This is a genomic window from Hydrogenophaga sp. FG152, assembly GCF_057809615.1.
In genome coordinates, this window is record NZ_JBMDKH010000002.1 from 396,836 (window position 1) to 410,549 (window position 13,714).

At 67.2% G+C, this 13,714-nt stretch carries 13 protein-coding genes and 1 tRNA gene; 9 read left to right on the forward strand and 5 right to left on the reverse strand.

Going from position 1 to position 13,714, the window contains the following annotated elements; all coding sequences use genetic code 11:
* Positions 1-38: 38 nt before the first annotated feature.
* The gene (locus tag ACODTB_RS04635) at positions 39-956 is read left to right on the forward strand and encodes an SDR family oxidoreductase (protein ID WP_291121554.1); all 918 of its coding nucleotides are present in this window, start codon (positions 39-41) and stop codon (positions 954-956) included.
* 55 nt (positions 957-1,011) lie between these two features.
* Here ACODTB_RS04635 and ACODTB_RS04640 read toward each other — a convergent pair.
* A tRNA-Leu gene (locus ACODTB_RS04640) sits at positions 1,012-1,096 on the reverse strand.
* 39 nt (positions 1,097-1,135) lie between these two features.
* Between ACODTB_RS04640 and cysM the strand changes: the two genes are divergently transcribed.
* The 4 genes from cysM to ACODTB_RS04660 all read left to right on the forward strand — a co-directional run bounded on the left by cysM (position 1,136) and on the right by ACODTB_RS04660 (position 4,024).
* Positions 1,136-2,038: a cysteine synthase CysM gene (gene cysM / locus ACODTB_RS04645; RefSeq protein ID WP_291121553.1), complete on the forward strand. Its 903-nt coding sequence runs from the start codon at positions 1,136-1,138 to the stop codon at positions 2,036-2,038.
* Positions 2,039-2,054: 16 nt separating this feature from the next.
* Positions 2,055-2,615: an NUDIX domain-containing protein gene (locus ACODTB_RS04650; protein ID WP_291121552.1), complete on the forward strand. Its 561-nt coding sequence runs from the start codon at positions 2,055-2,057 to the stop codon at positions 2,613-2,615.
* A gap of 81 nt (positions 2,616-2,696) precedes the next feature.
* The gene (locus ACODTB_RS04655; RefSeq protein WP_291121551.1) at positions 2,697-2,924 is read left to right on the forward strand and encodes a sulfurtransferase TusA family protein; all 228 of its coding nucleotides are present in this window, start codon (positions 2,697-2,699) and stop codon (positions 2,922-2,924) included.
* Between the two features lie 53 nt (positions 2,925-2,977).
* Positions 2,978-4,024 (forward strand): NAD(P)-dependent oxidoreductase, encoded by a 1,047-nt coding sequence (locus ACODTB_RS04660; protein WP_291121549.1) that lies wholly within the window; start codon positions 2,978-2,980, stop codon positions 4,022-4,024.
* A gap of 92 nt (positions 4,025-4,116) precedes the next feature.
* Here ACODTB_RS04660 and ACODTB_RS04665 read toward each other — a convergent pair whose 3' ends face one another.
* The 4 genes from ACODTB_RS04665 to ACODTB_RS04680 all read right to left on the reverse strand — a co-directional run bounded on the left by ACODTB_RS04665 (position 4,117) and on the right by ACODTB_RS04680 (position 9,992).
* The gene (locus ACODTB_RS04665) at positions 4,117-7,053 is read right to left on the reverse strand and encodes a valine--tRNA ligase (protein WP_291121547.1); all 2,937 of its coding nucleotides are present in this window, start codon (positions 7,051-7,053) and stop codon (positions 4,117-4,119) included.
* A gap of 68 nt (positions 7,054-7,121) precedes the next feature.
* The gene (locus tag ACODTB_RS04670) at positions 7,122-7,310 is read right to left on the reverse strand and encodes a DUF2783 domain-containing protein (protein ID WP_291121546.1); all 189 of its coding nucleotides are present in this window, start codon (positions 7,308-7,310) and stop codon (positions 7,122-7,124) included.
* The gene (locus tag ACODTB_RS04675; protein WP_291121545.1) at positions 7,307-9,040 is read right to left on the reverse strand and encodes an FAD-dependent oxidoreductase; all 1,734 of its coding nucleotides are present in this window, start codon (positions 9,038-9,040) and stop codon (positions 7,307-7,309) included. Before ACODTB_RS04675 ends, ACODTB_RS04670 begins: the two co-directional genes overlap by 4 nt.
* A gap of 337 nt (positions 9,041-9,377) precedes the next feature.
* Entirely contained in the window at positions 9,378-9,992 is a 615-nt protein-coding gene (locus ACODTB_RS04680) for a VOC family protein (protein WP_291121544.1), read from the reverse strand.
* Positions 9,993-10,298: 306 nt separating this feature from the next.
* Between ACODTB_RS04680 and ACODTB_RS04685 the strand changes: the two genes are divergently transcribed.
* The 4 genes from ACODTB_RS04685 to yaaA all read left to right on the forward strand — a co-directional run bounded on the left by ACODTB_RS04685 (position 10,299) and on the right by yaaA (position 13,702).
* The gene (locus tag ACODTB_RS04685) at positions 10,299-10,721 is read left to right on the forward strand and encodes a rubrerythrin family protein (RefSeq protein WP_086125420.1); all 423 of its coding nucleotides are present in this window, start codon (positions 10,299-10,301) and stop codon (positions 10,719-10,721) included.
* Between the two features lie 157 nt (positions 10,722-10,878).
* Complete coding sequence (locus tag ACODTB_RS04690) at positions 10,879-12,228, forward strand: (Fe-S)-binding protein (RefSeq protein ID WP_291111012.1); 1,350 nt, start codon at positions 10,879-10,881, stop codon at positions 12,226-12,228.
* 12 nt (positions 12,229-12,240) lie between these two features.
* On the forward strand, positions 12,241-12,831 hold the full coding sequence (locus ACODTB_RS04695) for a DUF3501 family protein (protein ID WP_291111014.1): 591 nt from the start codon (positions 12,241-12,243) through the stop codon (positions 12,829-12,831).
* A gap of 94 nt (positions 12,832-12,925) precedes the next feature.
* Positions 12,926-13,702 (forward strand): peroxide stress protein YaaA, encoded by a 777-nt coding sequence (gene yaaA / locus ACODTB_RS04700; protein WP_291111010.1) that lies wholly within the window; start codon positions 12,926-12,928, stop codon positions 13,700-13,702.
* Positions 13,703-13,714: the final 12 nt, after the last annotated feature.

The window sequence follows — 13,714 nt, forward strand, 5'->3', positions numbered from 1 at the left end:
GTGTGGCAACCCGCCATTGTCTCAAATCCGGATTTCGCATGAGCCTTCTCGGCGCTTTGCCCGCACGCTTCCGGCGTGAACGGGTTCTCATCGTGGGTTGTGGCGACGTGGGCCAGCGCGCCGCGCGCGTGCTGGGCGGCGGTGCCCGCGCGCGCCTGCTGGCCCTTACCTCCAGCGCCGCGCGCGGCCCGGCACTGCGGGCCCAGGGCATCACTCCGCTGCAGGGCAACCTGGACGACCCGCGCAGCCTGCGCCGCCTGGCCGGTCTGGCCACGCGCGTGCTGCACCTGGCGCCACCGCCCTCGGAAGAGCTGGCCGACTGGCGGCTGGACCCGCGCACGCGCGCGCTGTCCCTGGTCTTGGTGCAGCGTTCGCTGCCCGCCTCGGTGGTCTACGGGTCGACCACCGGCGTCTACGGCGACGGCCAGGGCCGATGGATGGACGAAGCCGCACCCGCGAACCCGAAGACGCCGCGCGCCTGGCGACGGGTGGACGCCGAGGCCGCCGTGCACTGGCTGGGCCGCGCCACCGGCGTGCGCACCACGGTGCTGCGCATTCCCGGCATCTACGCGCCTGACCGGGCCGGTGGCACGCCGCGCGAACGCCTGCTGCGCGGCACGCCGGTGTTGCGCGCCGAGGACGACGTGTACACCAACCACATCCACGCCGACGACCTGGCGCGCGCCTGCGTGCTCGCGCTCTGGCGCGGTCGGCCACAGCGCAACGTGAACGTGGTGGACGACACCGAACTCAAGATGGGCGACTACTTCGACCTCGCGGCCGATCTGTACGGCCTGCCCCGGCCGCCGCGCGTGGCGCGCGAGGGCGCGGGCGACCAGTTGCCGCTGGTGCTGCTGAGTTTCATGAGCGAGTCGCGTCGGCTGCGCAACCAGCGCCTCAAGGGCGAGTTGGGCCTGCGCCTGCGCTACCCCACGGTGGCGCAGGGCCTGGCCTGAGCGGCGGGCAACAAAAAAGCCGTGCGGCTTGCCTGCACGGCTTGGAATTGTGTCGTGGTGCCCGGGGTCGGAATCGAACCGACACTCCTTTCGGAACCGGATTTTGAGTCCGGCGCGTCTACCAATTTCACCACCCGGGCTGCCAGAAGGGAGACTTGAAATTATGGCACAGTGGTGGGATGAACTACCCGACGATTGAAGACGCCATCGGCAACACGCCGCTGGTGGCGCTGCAGCGCATTGGCGCGGCGGCCAACCAGGCGCGAGGCAATGTGATCCTGGGCAAGCTGGAGGGCAACAACCCCGCCGGTTCCGTGAAAGACCGGCCCGCCGTCTCGATGATCAAGCGCGCCGAGGAACGGGGCGACATCAAGCCCGGCGACACCCTGATCGAAGCCACGTCGGGCAATACCGGCATCGCCCTGGCCATGGCGGCAGCCATCAAGGGCTACCGCATGGTGCTGATCATGCCGGAGGACCTGTCCATCGAGCGCGCCCAGACCATGAAGGCCTTCGGCGCCGAGCTGATCCTCACCTCCAAGAGCGGCGGCATGGAGTCCGCGCGCGACCTGGCCGAGAAGATGCAGGCCGACGGCAAAGGCCGCGTGCTCGACCAGTTCGCCAACGCCGACAACCCACGCATCCACTACGAAACCACCGGCCCGGAGATCTGGGCCCAGACCGACGGGCGCATCACCCATTTCGTGAGCGCCATGGGCACCACCGGCACCATCACCGGCGTGTCGCGTTTCCTGAAGGAAAAGAACCCGGCCGTGCGCATCATCGGCGCCCAGCCCAGCGAGGGCTCGCGCATCCCTGGCATCCGCAAGTGGCCCACCGAGTACCTGCCCAAGATCTACGACCCGAGCACGGTGGACGAGCTGGTCTACGTGGGCCAGGGCGACGCCGAGGCCATGTGCCGCCAGCTGGCGCGCGAAGAAGGCATCTTCGGCGGCATCTCGGCGGCGGGCGCCTGCTGGGTGGCGCAGCAGATCGCCAGCCAGGTCGAGAACGCCACCATCGTCTTCGTGGTCTGCGACCGGGGCGACCGCTATCTCTCCACTGGCGTTTTCCCGGCCTGAGCGCCGGCGGCCGACCATGAGCACCGAATTCCGGTTCTGCCCTGTGTGCGCCACGCCGCTGGCACTGATCGGCATGGAAGAAGATGGCGGCTTCACCCAGCGTCTGCGTTGCCCGGCCTGCGGCTTCACCCACTGGAACAACCCGACGCCGGTGCTCGCGGCCATCGTGGAGATGGACGGCCACATCCTGCTGGCGCGCAACGCGGCCTGGCCGGGCAAGATGTTCGGCCTCATCACCGGCTTCATGGAGGCCGGCGAGACGCCCGAAGAGGGCATCCGGCGCGAGATCGCCGAGGAAACCTCGCTGGAGGTGGATGCGCTGGAGCTGGTGGGCGTGCACGATTTCCAGCGCATGAACCAGGTCATCATCACCTACCACGCGCGCGCGCACGGCGAGGTGCGGCTCTCTCCCGAGCTGGTGGACTACAAGCTGATGCGGCCCGAACAGGTGCGCTGCTGGCGGGCCGGCACCGGGCTGGCCCTGGCGCAATGGCTGCGCCAGCACGGGCACGAGCCCGTCTTCATGGAAGATTTGTCACAGAAACCCGCCGCGGGTCCGGCCGACGGCGCCGGATAGCGTGCTTAGGGCTCCGCGCGGGGGCTGCCGCGCGCTGTGGGCCGCTTAGAATGTTGACAACCCAGGAATACCCCCCACCCCATGACTGCCGACAAAGAACTCGATGCCCGCGGCTTGAACTGCCCCTTGCCCATCCTCAAAGCGAAGAAGGCATTGGCCGACATGCTCAGCGGCCAGACGCTCAAGGTGATCTCCACCGACGCGGGTTCGGTGCGTGATTTCCAGGCCTTTGCCAAGCAGACGGGCAACCTGCTGGTGCAGCAGGAGACGGTGGGCGGCGACCACATCACCCTGCTCAAGCGCCGCTGAGCACAGGCAGGCGCGATCAGATTTCTTCATCTTCACACGCCCTGCCCAACACCATGGAAGTCCTGCTGCTTGATCCGCTTGTGCCCGAAGCGTTGGCCTGGTTGCAGGAACGCCATGAGGTGAGCTTCCGGCCCGAGCTGGCCGACGATCCCGCCGAGTTGCGCAAGAGCACCTACAAGACCCGCGCCATCGTGCTGCCGCCGCACGTGGTGGTCTCCAGCGAATTCCTGGATTTCGCGCCCAAGCTTGAGATCGTGGCGCGCATGCAGATCTCCAGCGACAACACCGATCTCAACGCCTGCGCGCGGCGCAATGTGCGCGTGCTGCAGGCACGCAGCGCCACGGTGCGCTCGAATGCCGAGTACCTGCTGTACGGCCTGCTGATGCTGTACCGCCGGGGCATGGTCAGTGCGTTGCTCGGGCGCAAGATCGCCCAGGTGCGCATGGGCCGCGAACTCTCGGGCAGCACAGTGGGCTTGCTGGGCCTGGCCCCCGTGGCGCACACGCTGGCGCCCATGCTGCGCAGTCTGGGCGTGCGCCTGCTGGGCTACGACCCGGCCGTGCACCACGCCGCCGACATCTGGGACAAGCTCAAGGTCGAACCGGTGTCGCTGCAGGAACTGCTGGCCCACTCGGACGCGATCTCGCTGCAGATGGTCTACGCCTCGCGTTTCCGGGGCTGGATCAACGAGCGCATGCTCAACCACTGCAAGCCCGGTCAGCTCTGGGTGGGCGTGAGCCGCAGTTCGCTGTTCGACGCCGAGGCCCTGGCCCTGGCGCTGTGCGACGGCCGCATCGACGCTTGTCTGCTCGATGGCGCCAACCCGCAGTTCGCGGCCGAAGGCACGCCGCTGCATGGCATTCCCAATCTGCACCTCACGCCGCGCCTAGGTTCTCACACCCGCGAGGCCAAGTTGCGCGCCAGCTGGTACGTGGCGCACCGCATGCACGAGACCCTGTCGCCGGAGTCTGCGCAGCACAACGAGAACCGGGTGAGCGATTTCTCGGCGCTCGACAACGTCGACTACCAGGACACGACGAGCGATCCGCAGGCGGTGTCACCGTCGCAGTGGAGTTCGATCGCGATGCATCGGGGGTAATTCCCCCCCCGCGCCGCACCTGCGGTGCGTCACCCCCCAGGGGGCAATGCCTGCGGTCTGGCGGAGCCAGTCCCGCGGCATTCTGGAAGGGTTCAGGCGCTCAGGCGGGCCAGTTGCTCGCGCACCTTGTCCAGCGTGGCTGAAAAGTCGGCCACCCGTTTCTTTTCCTGATCGATCACGGCCGGGGGTGCCTTGGCCACGAAGGCTTCGTTCGAGAGTTTGCCGTTGGCCTTGACGATCTCGCCTTCCAGGCGGGCCGCTTCCTTGCCCAGGCGGGCCTTCTCGGCGGCGACGTCGATCTCCATGAACAGGCACATGCGCGCCTCGCCCACCACGGCCACGGGCGCGGCCTGTGCGGCGGCGGCCCAGGCCGCCTCGTCCTCGAACACGCGCACTTCGTTGAGCTTGGCCAGCGCCTGCAGCACCGGGCCGGCGGCCTGCATGAAGGCGGTGTCGCCCAGCACGTAGAGCGGCAGGCGCGTGGCGGGTGACACGTTCATCTCACCGCGCAGCGTGCGGCAGGCGTCCACCAGGGCCTTGAGCTTGACCACGTGCGCGATGGCGGCCTCGTCGATCTTGGCCGGCTGGCTCTCGGGGTAGCGCGCGATGCTCACCGACGGGCCGGGCAGGCCGGCCACCGGCGCGACCTTCTGCCAGAGTTCCTCGGTGATGAAGGGGATGATGGGGTGCGCCAGCCGCAGGATGGCTTCGAGCGTGCGGATCAGCGTGCGCCGCGTGGCGCGCTGCTGCGAGGCGTCGCCGGTCTGGATCTGCACCTTGGCGATTTCGAGGTACCAGTCGCAGAACTCGTTCCAGACGAAGTCGTAGATCGCATTGGCCACGTTGTCGAGCCGGTATTCGGCGAAGCCCTTGGCCACCTCGGCCTCGACCTTCTGCAGCACCGAGCTGATCCAGCGGTCGGCCTGGCTGAAGCTCAGGTAGCCGTGGAAAGGGCCGGCAGGGATCGTCTGGCCGCTCGCACTGTCGGTGCGAGCGGGTGCACATTCGGCCTTGGTGTGTTCCTGCAGGCCGCAGTCGTGGCCTTCGCAGTTCATCAGCGTGAAGCGCGTGGCGTTCCAGAGCTTGTTGCAGAAGTTGCGGTAGCCCTCGCAGCGCTTGCTGTCGAAGTTGATGCTGCGGCCCAGCGAGGCCAGCGCCGCGAAGGTGAAGCGCAGCGCGTCCGCGCCGTAGGCGGGAATGCCTTCGGGGAATTCCTTCTCGGTCTGCTTGCGCACCTTGGGCGCGGTCTCGGGCTTGCGCAGGCCGGTGGTGCGTTTCTCGAGCAGGGGCGCGAGCGCGACGCCGTCGATCAGGTCCACCGGGTCGAGCACGTTGCCTTCGCTCTTGCTCATCTTCTGGCCCTGCGCGTCGCGCACCAGGCCGTGGATGTAGACGTGCCTGAACGGCACGCGGCCGGTGAAGTGCGTGGTCATCATGATCATCCGGGCGACCCAGAAGAAGATGATGTCGTAGCCCGTCACCAGCACGGTGCTGGGCAGGTAGAGGTTGTAGTCCTCGGTCGCGCCGTCCTTCTGGTTCGGCCAGCCCATGGTGCTGAAGGGCACCAGAGCCGAGGAGTACCAGGTGTCGAGCACGTCCGGGTCGCGCGTGAGCGTGCGGCCCGGGGCCTTGGCCTGTGCCTCGGCTTCGTTGCGCGCCACGATCACGTTGCCGGCCTCGTCGTACCAGGCCGGGATCTGGTGGCCCCACCAGAGCTGGCGGCTGATGCACCAGTCCTGGATGTTGTTCATCCACTGGTTGTAGGTGTTGACCCAGTTCTCCGGCACGAAGCTGACCTCGCCCGAGGCGACGGCGTCGATTGCTTTCTGCGCGATGCTCTTGCCGGTGGGATCGGATTCGCTCACCTTGGCCATGGCGACGAACCACTGGTCCGTCAGCATGGGCTCGATCACCTGGCCGGTGCGCGCGCAGCGCGGCACCATGAGCTTGTGTTTCTTGGTTTCCACCAGCAGGCCGGCGGCCTCCAGGTCGGCCACCACGGCCTTGCGGGCCACGAAGCGGTCCATGCCACGGTACTTCGCCGGGGCGTTCTCGTTGATGGCCGCGTCCAGCGTGAGCACGCCGATCAGGGGCAGGCCGTGGCGCTGGCCGACGGCGTAGTCGTTGTTGTCGTGTGCGGGCGTGACCTTGACCACGCCGGTGCCGAACTCGCGGTCCACGTAGGCGTCGGCGATCACCGGAATCTCGCGGTCGCACAGCGGCAGCTTCACCGTCTTGCCGATCAGGGCGGTGTAGCGCTCGTCTTCCGGGTGCACCATCACGGCCACGTCGCCCAGCATGGTCTCGGGGCGGGTGGTGGCCACGGTGAGAGAGCCGCTGCCGTCGGCGAGCGGGTAGGCGATGTGCCAGAGGAAACCGTCTTCCTCCTCGCTCTCCACCTCCAGGTCCGACACAGCGGTCTTGAGCACCGGGTCCCAGTTCACCAGGCGCTTGCCCCGGTAGATCAGGCCCTGCTCGTACAGGCGCACGAAGGTTTCGGTGACGACGGTGCTGAGCTTGTCGTCCATGGTGAAGTACTCGCGGCCCCAGTCCACGCTGTCGCCCATGCGGCGCATCTGCGTGGTGATGGTGTTGCCGCTCTGTTCCTTCCATTCCCAGACCTTGGCGACGAAGTTCTTGCGCGCCTCGGCCGGGGTCGGTCCCATGTCGTGCCGGCTGATGCCCTGGGCCTGAAGCTGGCGCTCCACCACGATCTGGGTGGCGATGCCGGCGTGGTCGGTGCCGGGCACCCAGACCGTGTTCGCGCCCGCCATGCGGTGGTAGCGCGTGAGGCTGTCCATGATGGTCTGGTTGAACGCGTGGCCCATGTGCAGGGTGCCGGTCACGTTGGGCGGCGGCAGCTGGATCGCGAACGAAGGCGCGCCGGCCTCTGGTACCCCGGTGCCCCGGAAGCCGGCGGCGCCGTAGCCGCGCTGTTCCCACTCGGGGCCCCAACGGGCTTCGAGCGGAGCGGGTTCGAACGATTTGGCCAGGGATTGCAGGCCAGGCTGGTTCAGGGTGTCGGTCATGGGCGCGCCAAAAATGGAAACGGCATCCCGCAGGATGCCGTCTGGGAGAGCAGGGGAAGACCCTGATTTTAGCTAGGCACGCGCTGGGCCGCTTCGATGCAGGCTTTCAGCACCTTCGCATCGCCGATCTGGTTGGCCAGCAGCAGGATCAGGCGCGCGTTGAGCAGCTCGGCGTCTTCGCGGCTGAGGCCGGCGTGGGCGTCCAGCAGCTGTTCGTAGAACGCGTCGGCGTCCTGGAAATGCAGGTCTTGTCTCATGGGGTTTTGTCTCCGCGCAGGCCGAGGGAACGCTCGATGGCCGTGACCAGCCGGGCGTTGATGGTTTCGCCGGTGGCGGCCAGGTAGCCGTCGGGACGCACGAGGGCCCAGGCGTGGCCGAACACATGGCAGGCACCCTGCAGGTGGCCCTTGGGGTCGCGCACGTGTTCCAGGGCCTGGGCGGCGCCGTCGGAGCCGAGCACCTGCACGCTGCGCACCGGCGCGTCCAGGCAGAGCCGGCGCAAGCGCTGCAGCGCGGCAGGCGCGAGGTCGCCGAACACCAGCACCAGCAGGTCGCCCTGGGCCCAGTTCAGCAGGTCGTTGACCTGTCCGGTGGAGCCGTCGGCCCACGTGAAAGACACGTTCTGAACCGACTGGCCGGCCGCGCTGCCGGGGGCGTAGGTGCAGGCGCCGGAACGGCTGTAGGGGTTGGCCACCGCCATGCGGCCGGTGTTGATGAGGCTGCGCGCGAACGGGTACTGCTTGGCCAGGCCGATGGCGGCCTGGCGGAACAGGCGCTCGCTGCCGTCGGCCGGGCGCAGGAAGCGCGCGGTGCGGTTGGTCACGCACACGTTCTGCTGCGCGGCCTCCAGGCGCTCGTCCTGGTAGCTCTGCAGCAGGGCCGGGTCGGCCTTGCCGCGCAGCACGGCGGCGAGTTTCCAGGCCAGGTTGTCGGCGTCGGCCACGCCGGTGTTGCCGCCGCGCGCGCCGAAGGGGCTGACCACCTTGGCCGAGTCGCCCATGAGGAAGACGCGCCCATGGCGCATCGCGTGCACGCACTCGCTGCGGTAGGCGTAGGGGCCGACCCAGACGATCTCCACGCCCACGTCGGGCCCGAACTGGCGCGCCAGGCGCTCGCGCACCACGTCTTCGCGGCTCACGTAGGCGGGGTCGGCGTTGGGGGCCATCTGGTAGTCGATGCGCCAGACGTCGTCGGCCATGAGGTGTTGCCAGACGGCGCGGTTCTCGTTGAACGGGGCTTCGATCCAGGTGTGGCGTTCGGCCGGTGGGTGGGTGGTGAAGCGCACGTCGGCGATGCACCAGCGGTCGTCGCCCCGGCGCGAGTCGAAGGGCACGTTGAGCCATTTGCGCAGCGGGCTGTTGGAGCCGGTGGCGTCGATGACGTGTTCGGCTTCGATGCGGTAGCTGCCGGCGGGGGTTTCGATGGTGAGGGTGGCGGCGTTGGCGTTTTGCTCGAAGGCGGTGAGGCGGTTCTGCCAGCGCAGTTCGACGGCGCCGAGTTCCTGCACGCGGTCGACGAGGAAGGCCTCGATGTAGAACTGCTGGATGTTGATGAAGGGCGGCTGGCTGGAGAGGTGGAAGTTGCCTTGTTGGCGCAGGTCGAAGTTGTAGACCTCGTCGTCGCCGGCGAAGGTGCGGCCGACGCTCCACTGGGTGCCTTTGGCGGCGATGCGCTCGAAGATGCCCAGGCGCTGGAAGATTTCGAGCGATTTCTGGGTGTAGCAGATGCCGCGCGAGGAGGCGCCCTTGACGCCAACGGTGTTGTCTTCGTCGATGAGGATCGCTTTCACGCCCAGGCGGGCGAGCGAGCAGGCGAGGGTGAGGCCGGTGATGCCGCCGCCCACGATGACGATGGGGTGGCGGACCCGGGTTTCGCTCGTCAGTTCGGGTGGGGGGACGAATTCGTACTCGGGGAGCACGTAGCCCGCACCGCTGGTGAATTCGTAGCTGTTGGTGTGGGCTGTCTCTCGGTAGGCGGTCAGTGACATGCATCGCTCCTTGTTCTGGTTGCCTTCATGCTTCCGTTTTCTGTTCGTTCGCAGACCTCGCGGGCCCGGCGACGCCCGGCACTCTGCTCCGCGGGTGTCCCCCGGCGGCTGGTGCCGCCTCCTCCTTTACCCCGCTGCGCAGAGCACCGGGCATCACCGGGCCAGAGTGACCGTTGAGTGCCCACAGTTGCTGGTGCGCACGGAGGTCGGCGAAGGGTGGGTGAGGGGCGCAGCGAAGTAAAGGAGGAGAACCGGCGAAGCCGGTTCGGGGGACATGAGCGGAGCCCCTCGCCCACCCTTCGCCGACCGGTCCCCGCCAATGCCAAAACCAAAACCCTCAGGCCTTGGCGCGCGCCACTACCTCCGGCCGGTCGTTCTGCTGCGGCTTGAGCGGCGCGGCGGATTTGCCCTCGGCGCGTTCCTTGCGCCACTGCTCCTTGCGCGCCGTCCACTCGGCCAGGCGCGCATGCGCGGTCTTGCTTTCCTTGAGCATCTCGAACTCGTCGGCCAACTGCGCCGTGAGTTCCAGACGGATGCCGTTCGGGTCGAAGAAGTAGATGCTCTTGAAGATGTGGTGGTCCGTCACCCCCAGCACCTCGATGCCACCAGCCTCCAGGCGCGCCTTGGTGTTCTCCAGCTCCTCCACCGTGTCCACGCGGAAACTGATGTGGTTCACCCACTTCGGCGTGTTCGGGCTCGGCAACGCGGCCTCGTCGTCGCCCAGGTCGAAGAAGGCGATGAACGAGCCGTCCTGCAGCCGGAAGAAGAAGTGCGTGTACGGGCAGTACTCGCCCGTGCTCGGCACATGGTCGCTCTGGATGATGTGGTACAGCGGCAGGCCCAGGATGTCCTCGTAGAAACGGCGCGTTTCCTCGGCATCCTTCGCACGGTACGCATAGTGGTGCAACTGCTGGATCGGCGCGGGCGGGGGCAGGGTGGCGGTGGTCGGCATGTCGGTCTCCTGGATAGGCGAAAGCGGGGCCTGTGATTTACCATTATGCAACGCATTTCTCTTATCGTAATTTAATAGGCCTGCGGCGCACTCCAGTTTGATGCTTTCGGCCGGGGGTGTCGATCCTGTTGAACGCCGGTATCAACGTCCGTCCCCGGATAGGTCAGGGCAATTTCCCGCATAGCCCGGAACTATTGGACGCTGGTGGACCGGCGGGCGTATGTTGCGGAAGTCCTGTCAGGTTCGGCGCCTGCTGTCCGGGCCTCTTGGGCGTTTCTTCCACCCACGCAAGCAAGGAGATACCAAATGCCCGCATTGAAAGGCTCGAAAACCGAGCAGTGCCTCAAAGACGCCTTCGCCGGCGAATCCCAGGCCAATCGCCGCTACCTGTACTTCGCGAACAAGGCCGACGTGGAAGGCCAGAACGACGTGGCGGCCCTCTTCCGCTCGACCGCCGAAGGTGAAACCGGCCACGCGCACGGCCACCTGGAATTCCTGGAGCAATCGGGCGACCCGGCCACTGGCCTGCCGATCGGCTCCACCCGCAACAACCTCGCCTCCGCCGTGGCCGGCGAAACCCACGAGTACACCGACATGTACCCGGGCATGGCCAAGACCGCGCGCGAGGAAGGCTTCGACGAAGTGGCCGACTGGTTCGAGACCCTGGCCAAGGCCGAGCGCTCGCACGCCAACCGCTATCAAAAGGCCCTGAACGAACTCGTGGACTAGTTCGGCGTCACCCCCGCCGCGCTGCGCGCGACCCCCGCCAGGGGGCGACACCTGCGGCCCGGCAAAGCCGGTTCCTCGGTGTCTCTGGACGCTGCGCCCACCCGGGCGCAGCAGATCCCCACGAACCCACACTCGCACAAGACGAGGAGACATTCCCATGGCCACAGAAGGCAATCTGCAGGCACCGACGCGGCACGCGCTCGACTGGAAGAACCCGGACTTCCACGACGAGGACAAGTGCCTGCAGGAGATGGAGCGCATCTTCGACATCTGCCATGGCTGCCGGCGCTGCGTGAGCCTGTGCGGCTCCTTCCCCACGCTGTTCGACCTGGTCGACGAGAGCAGCACCATGGAGGTGGATGGCGTGGCCAAGGCGGACTACTGGAAGGTGGTCGACCAGTGCTACATGTGCGACCTCTGCTACATGACCAAGTGCCCCTACACACCGCCGCACGAGTGGAACCTGGACTTCCCGCACACCATGCTGCGCGCCAAGGCGATCCAGTTCAAGAAGGGCGAGGTGGGCCTGGCCGAGCGCTTCCTCGCCTCCACCGACGTGCACGGCCAGTTCGCCGGCATTCCGATCGTGGTGCAGGTGGCCAATGCGGTGAACCGCACCAAGACAGCGCGCGGCCTGATGGAGCGCGTGGCCGGCGTCGACCAGGACGCCTGGCTGCCCGAACTCGCGACGAAGAAGTTCCGCTCGGGCGCGCCCGAAGCCAGCGCATCCCAGGTGGTCGATGGCGAGAAGACGCCGGGCAAGGTCGCGATATTCGCCACCTGCTACATCAACTACAACGAGCCCGGCATCGGCCTGGACCTGCTCAAGATCCTCGACCACAACGGCATTCCCTACACCCTGGTCGAGAAGGAAAAATGCTGCGGCATGCCCAAGCTGGAGCTGGGCGATCTGGACTCGGTGCAGCGAAGCAAGGAGGCCAACATCCCGGTGCTCGCGAGGTACGCGAAGGACGGCTACGCGATCCTCGCGGCCGTCCCCAGCTGTGCCCTGATGTTCAAGCAGGAAATCCCGCTGATGTTCCCCGACGATGCCGACACCCAGCTCGTGAAGGAGAGCGTTTGGGACCCGTTCGAGTACCTGATGGCGCGCAAGCGCGACGGCCTGCTCAAGACCGAGTTCCCGCAAGCGCTCGGCAACGTGAGCTACCAGATCCCCTGCCACGGCCGGGTGCAGAACATCGGCCGCAAGACCGAGGAGATGCTGAAGATGGTGCCGGGGACCACGGTGAACACCATCGAGCGCTGCTCCGGTCACGCCGGCACCTTCGGCGTGAAGAAGGCGCACCACCAGCAGGCCATGAAGATCGGCAAACCGGTGTTCAAGGCCATGGCCACCATGAAGGACGGCGCGAAGCCCGACGTCATCAGCTCGGACTGCCCGCTTGGCGGCCACCACATCGCGCAGGGCTTCGAGGTCAATGGCCTGGGCGCGCCGGAACTGCAGCACCCGCTGAGCCTGGTGGCGCGGGCCTACGGTCTGAAGTAAGGAGAACCCATGATGCAACTCACCGGCCGCATCACCGCCGACAGCCTCATGAGCCTGGAGGCGTACACCAAATGGCGCAAGGTGCACAAGCCCGAGATCATGGCGCACCGCCGGCTGCGCAGCGTGCAGCTGGGCGAGCACCTGCACCTGCAGTTCGAGAGCGAGACCACCATGCGCTACCAGATCCAGGAGATGCTGCGCATCGAGAAGATCTTCGAGGAGGAGGGCATCCAGCAGGAGATCGATGCCTACGCGCCCCTGGTGCCTGATGGCACGAACTGGAAGGCCACGATGATGATCGAGTACATCGATGTCAACGAGCGCAAGCGCGAGCTCGCGCGGCTGATCGGGGTGGAGGACCGCATGTTCGTCGAGGTCGAGGGCCATGCCCGCGTGTACGCCATCGCCGACGAGGACCTGGACCGCGAGAACGACGAAAAGACCTCGGCCGTGCACTTCGTGCGCTTCGAGCTCACGGCCCCGATGCGCGCGGCGGTGCTGGCTGGCGCGGCCGTCAAGCTGGGGTGCGACCACACCCACTACCCGGCGCACCTGCAAGTGCCCCCGGAAACGCTGGCGTCTCTCGCCGGTGACCTGAAGTAACACGGCCCGTTGGGGATAATCAGGGCTTCCCCCGGGAGGCCCCGCCGCTCCCGTGTCCGCTTTCCTCTGCGGCCCCGCCCGCCTCCAGCCCGACATGCTCTTCCTGATCTCGCCCGCCAAGGCGCTCGACTACGAGACGCCCCCGCACCTGACCACCCACACCCTGCCGCTGTTCGTGAAAGACTCGACCGAACTCATCGAGGTGCTGCGCGAAAAAACGCCGTTGCAGATCGGCGAGCTCATGGACCTGTCGGACGCGCTCTCGGGCCTGAATGTCGCGCGCTACCAGGCCTGGCGCCCGAAGTTCACCGCGAAGAACGCCAAGCAGGCCGTGCTTGCCTTCGACGGCGACGTGTACGGCGGGCTGGACGCGAAGACCCTGGGCGAGGCCGAACTCGACTGGTTGCAGCAGCACCTGTGCATCCTCAGCGGCCTCTACGGCGTATTGCGCCCGCTCGACTGGATGCAGCCCTACCGGCTGGAGATGGGCACGCGCCTGAAGACGGCCCGGGGCAAGAACCTCTACGAGTTCTGGGGCCGCCAGATCGCCGAGTACCTCAACCAGCGCGCCAAGGCCGACCTGAGCCCGGTGGTGATCAACCTCGCCAGCGAGGAGTACTTCAAGGCCGTGGACCGCAAGGCCCTGCTGCCGCGCGTGGTCACCTGCGCCTTCGAGGAGCGCAAGGCCGATGGCTACAAGGTCATCAGCTTCATGGCCAAACGCGCGCGCGGCCTGATGGTGCGGTACGCTGTGACGCACCGGGCCACCACGCCCGAGCAGCTCAAGGGCTTCGACCTTGAGGGTTACCGTTTCGTGCCCGCCGCGTCCTCGCCCGACCGGCTGGTGTTCCGCCGCGAACAGAAGGCCTGACCGCCTCGACAC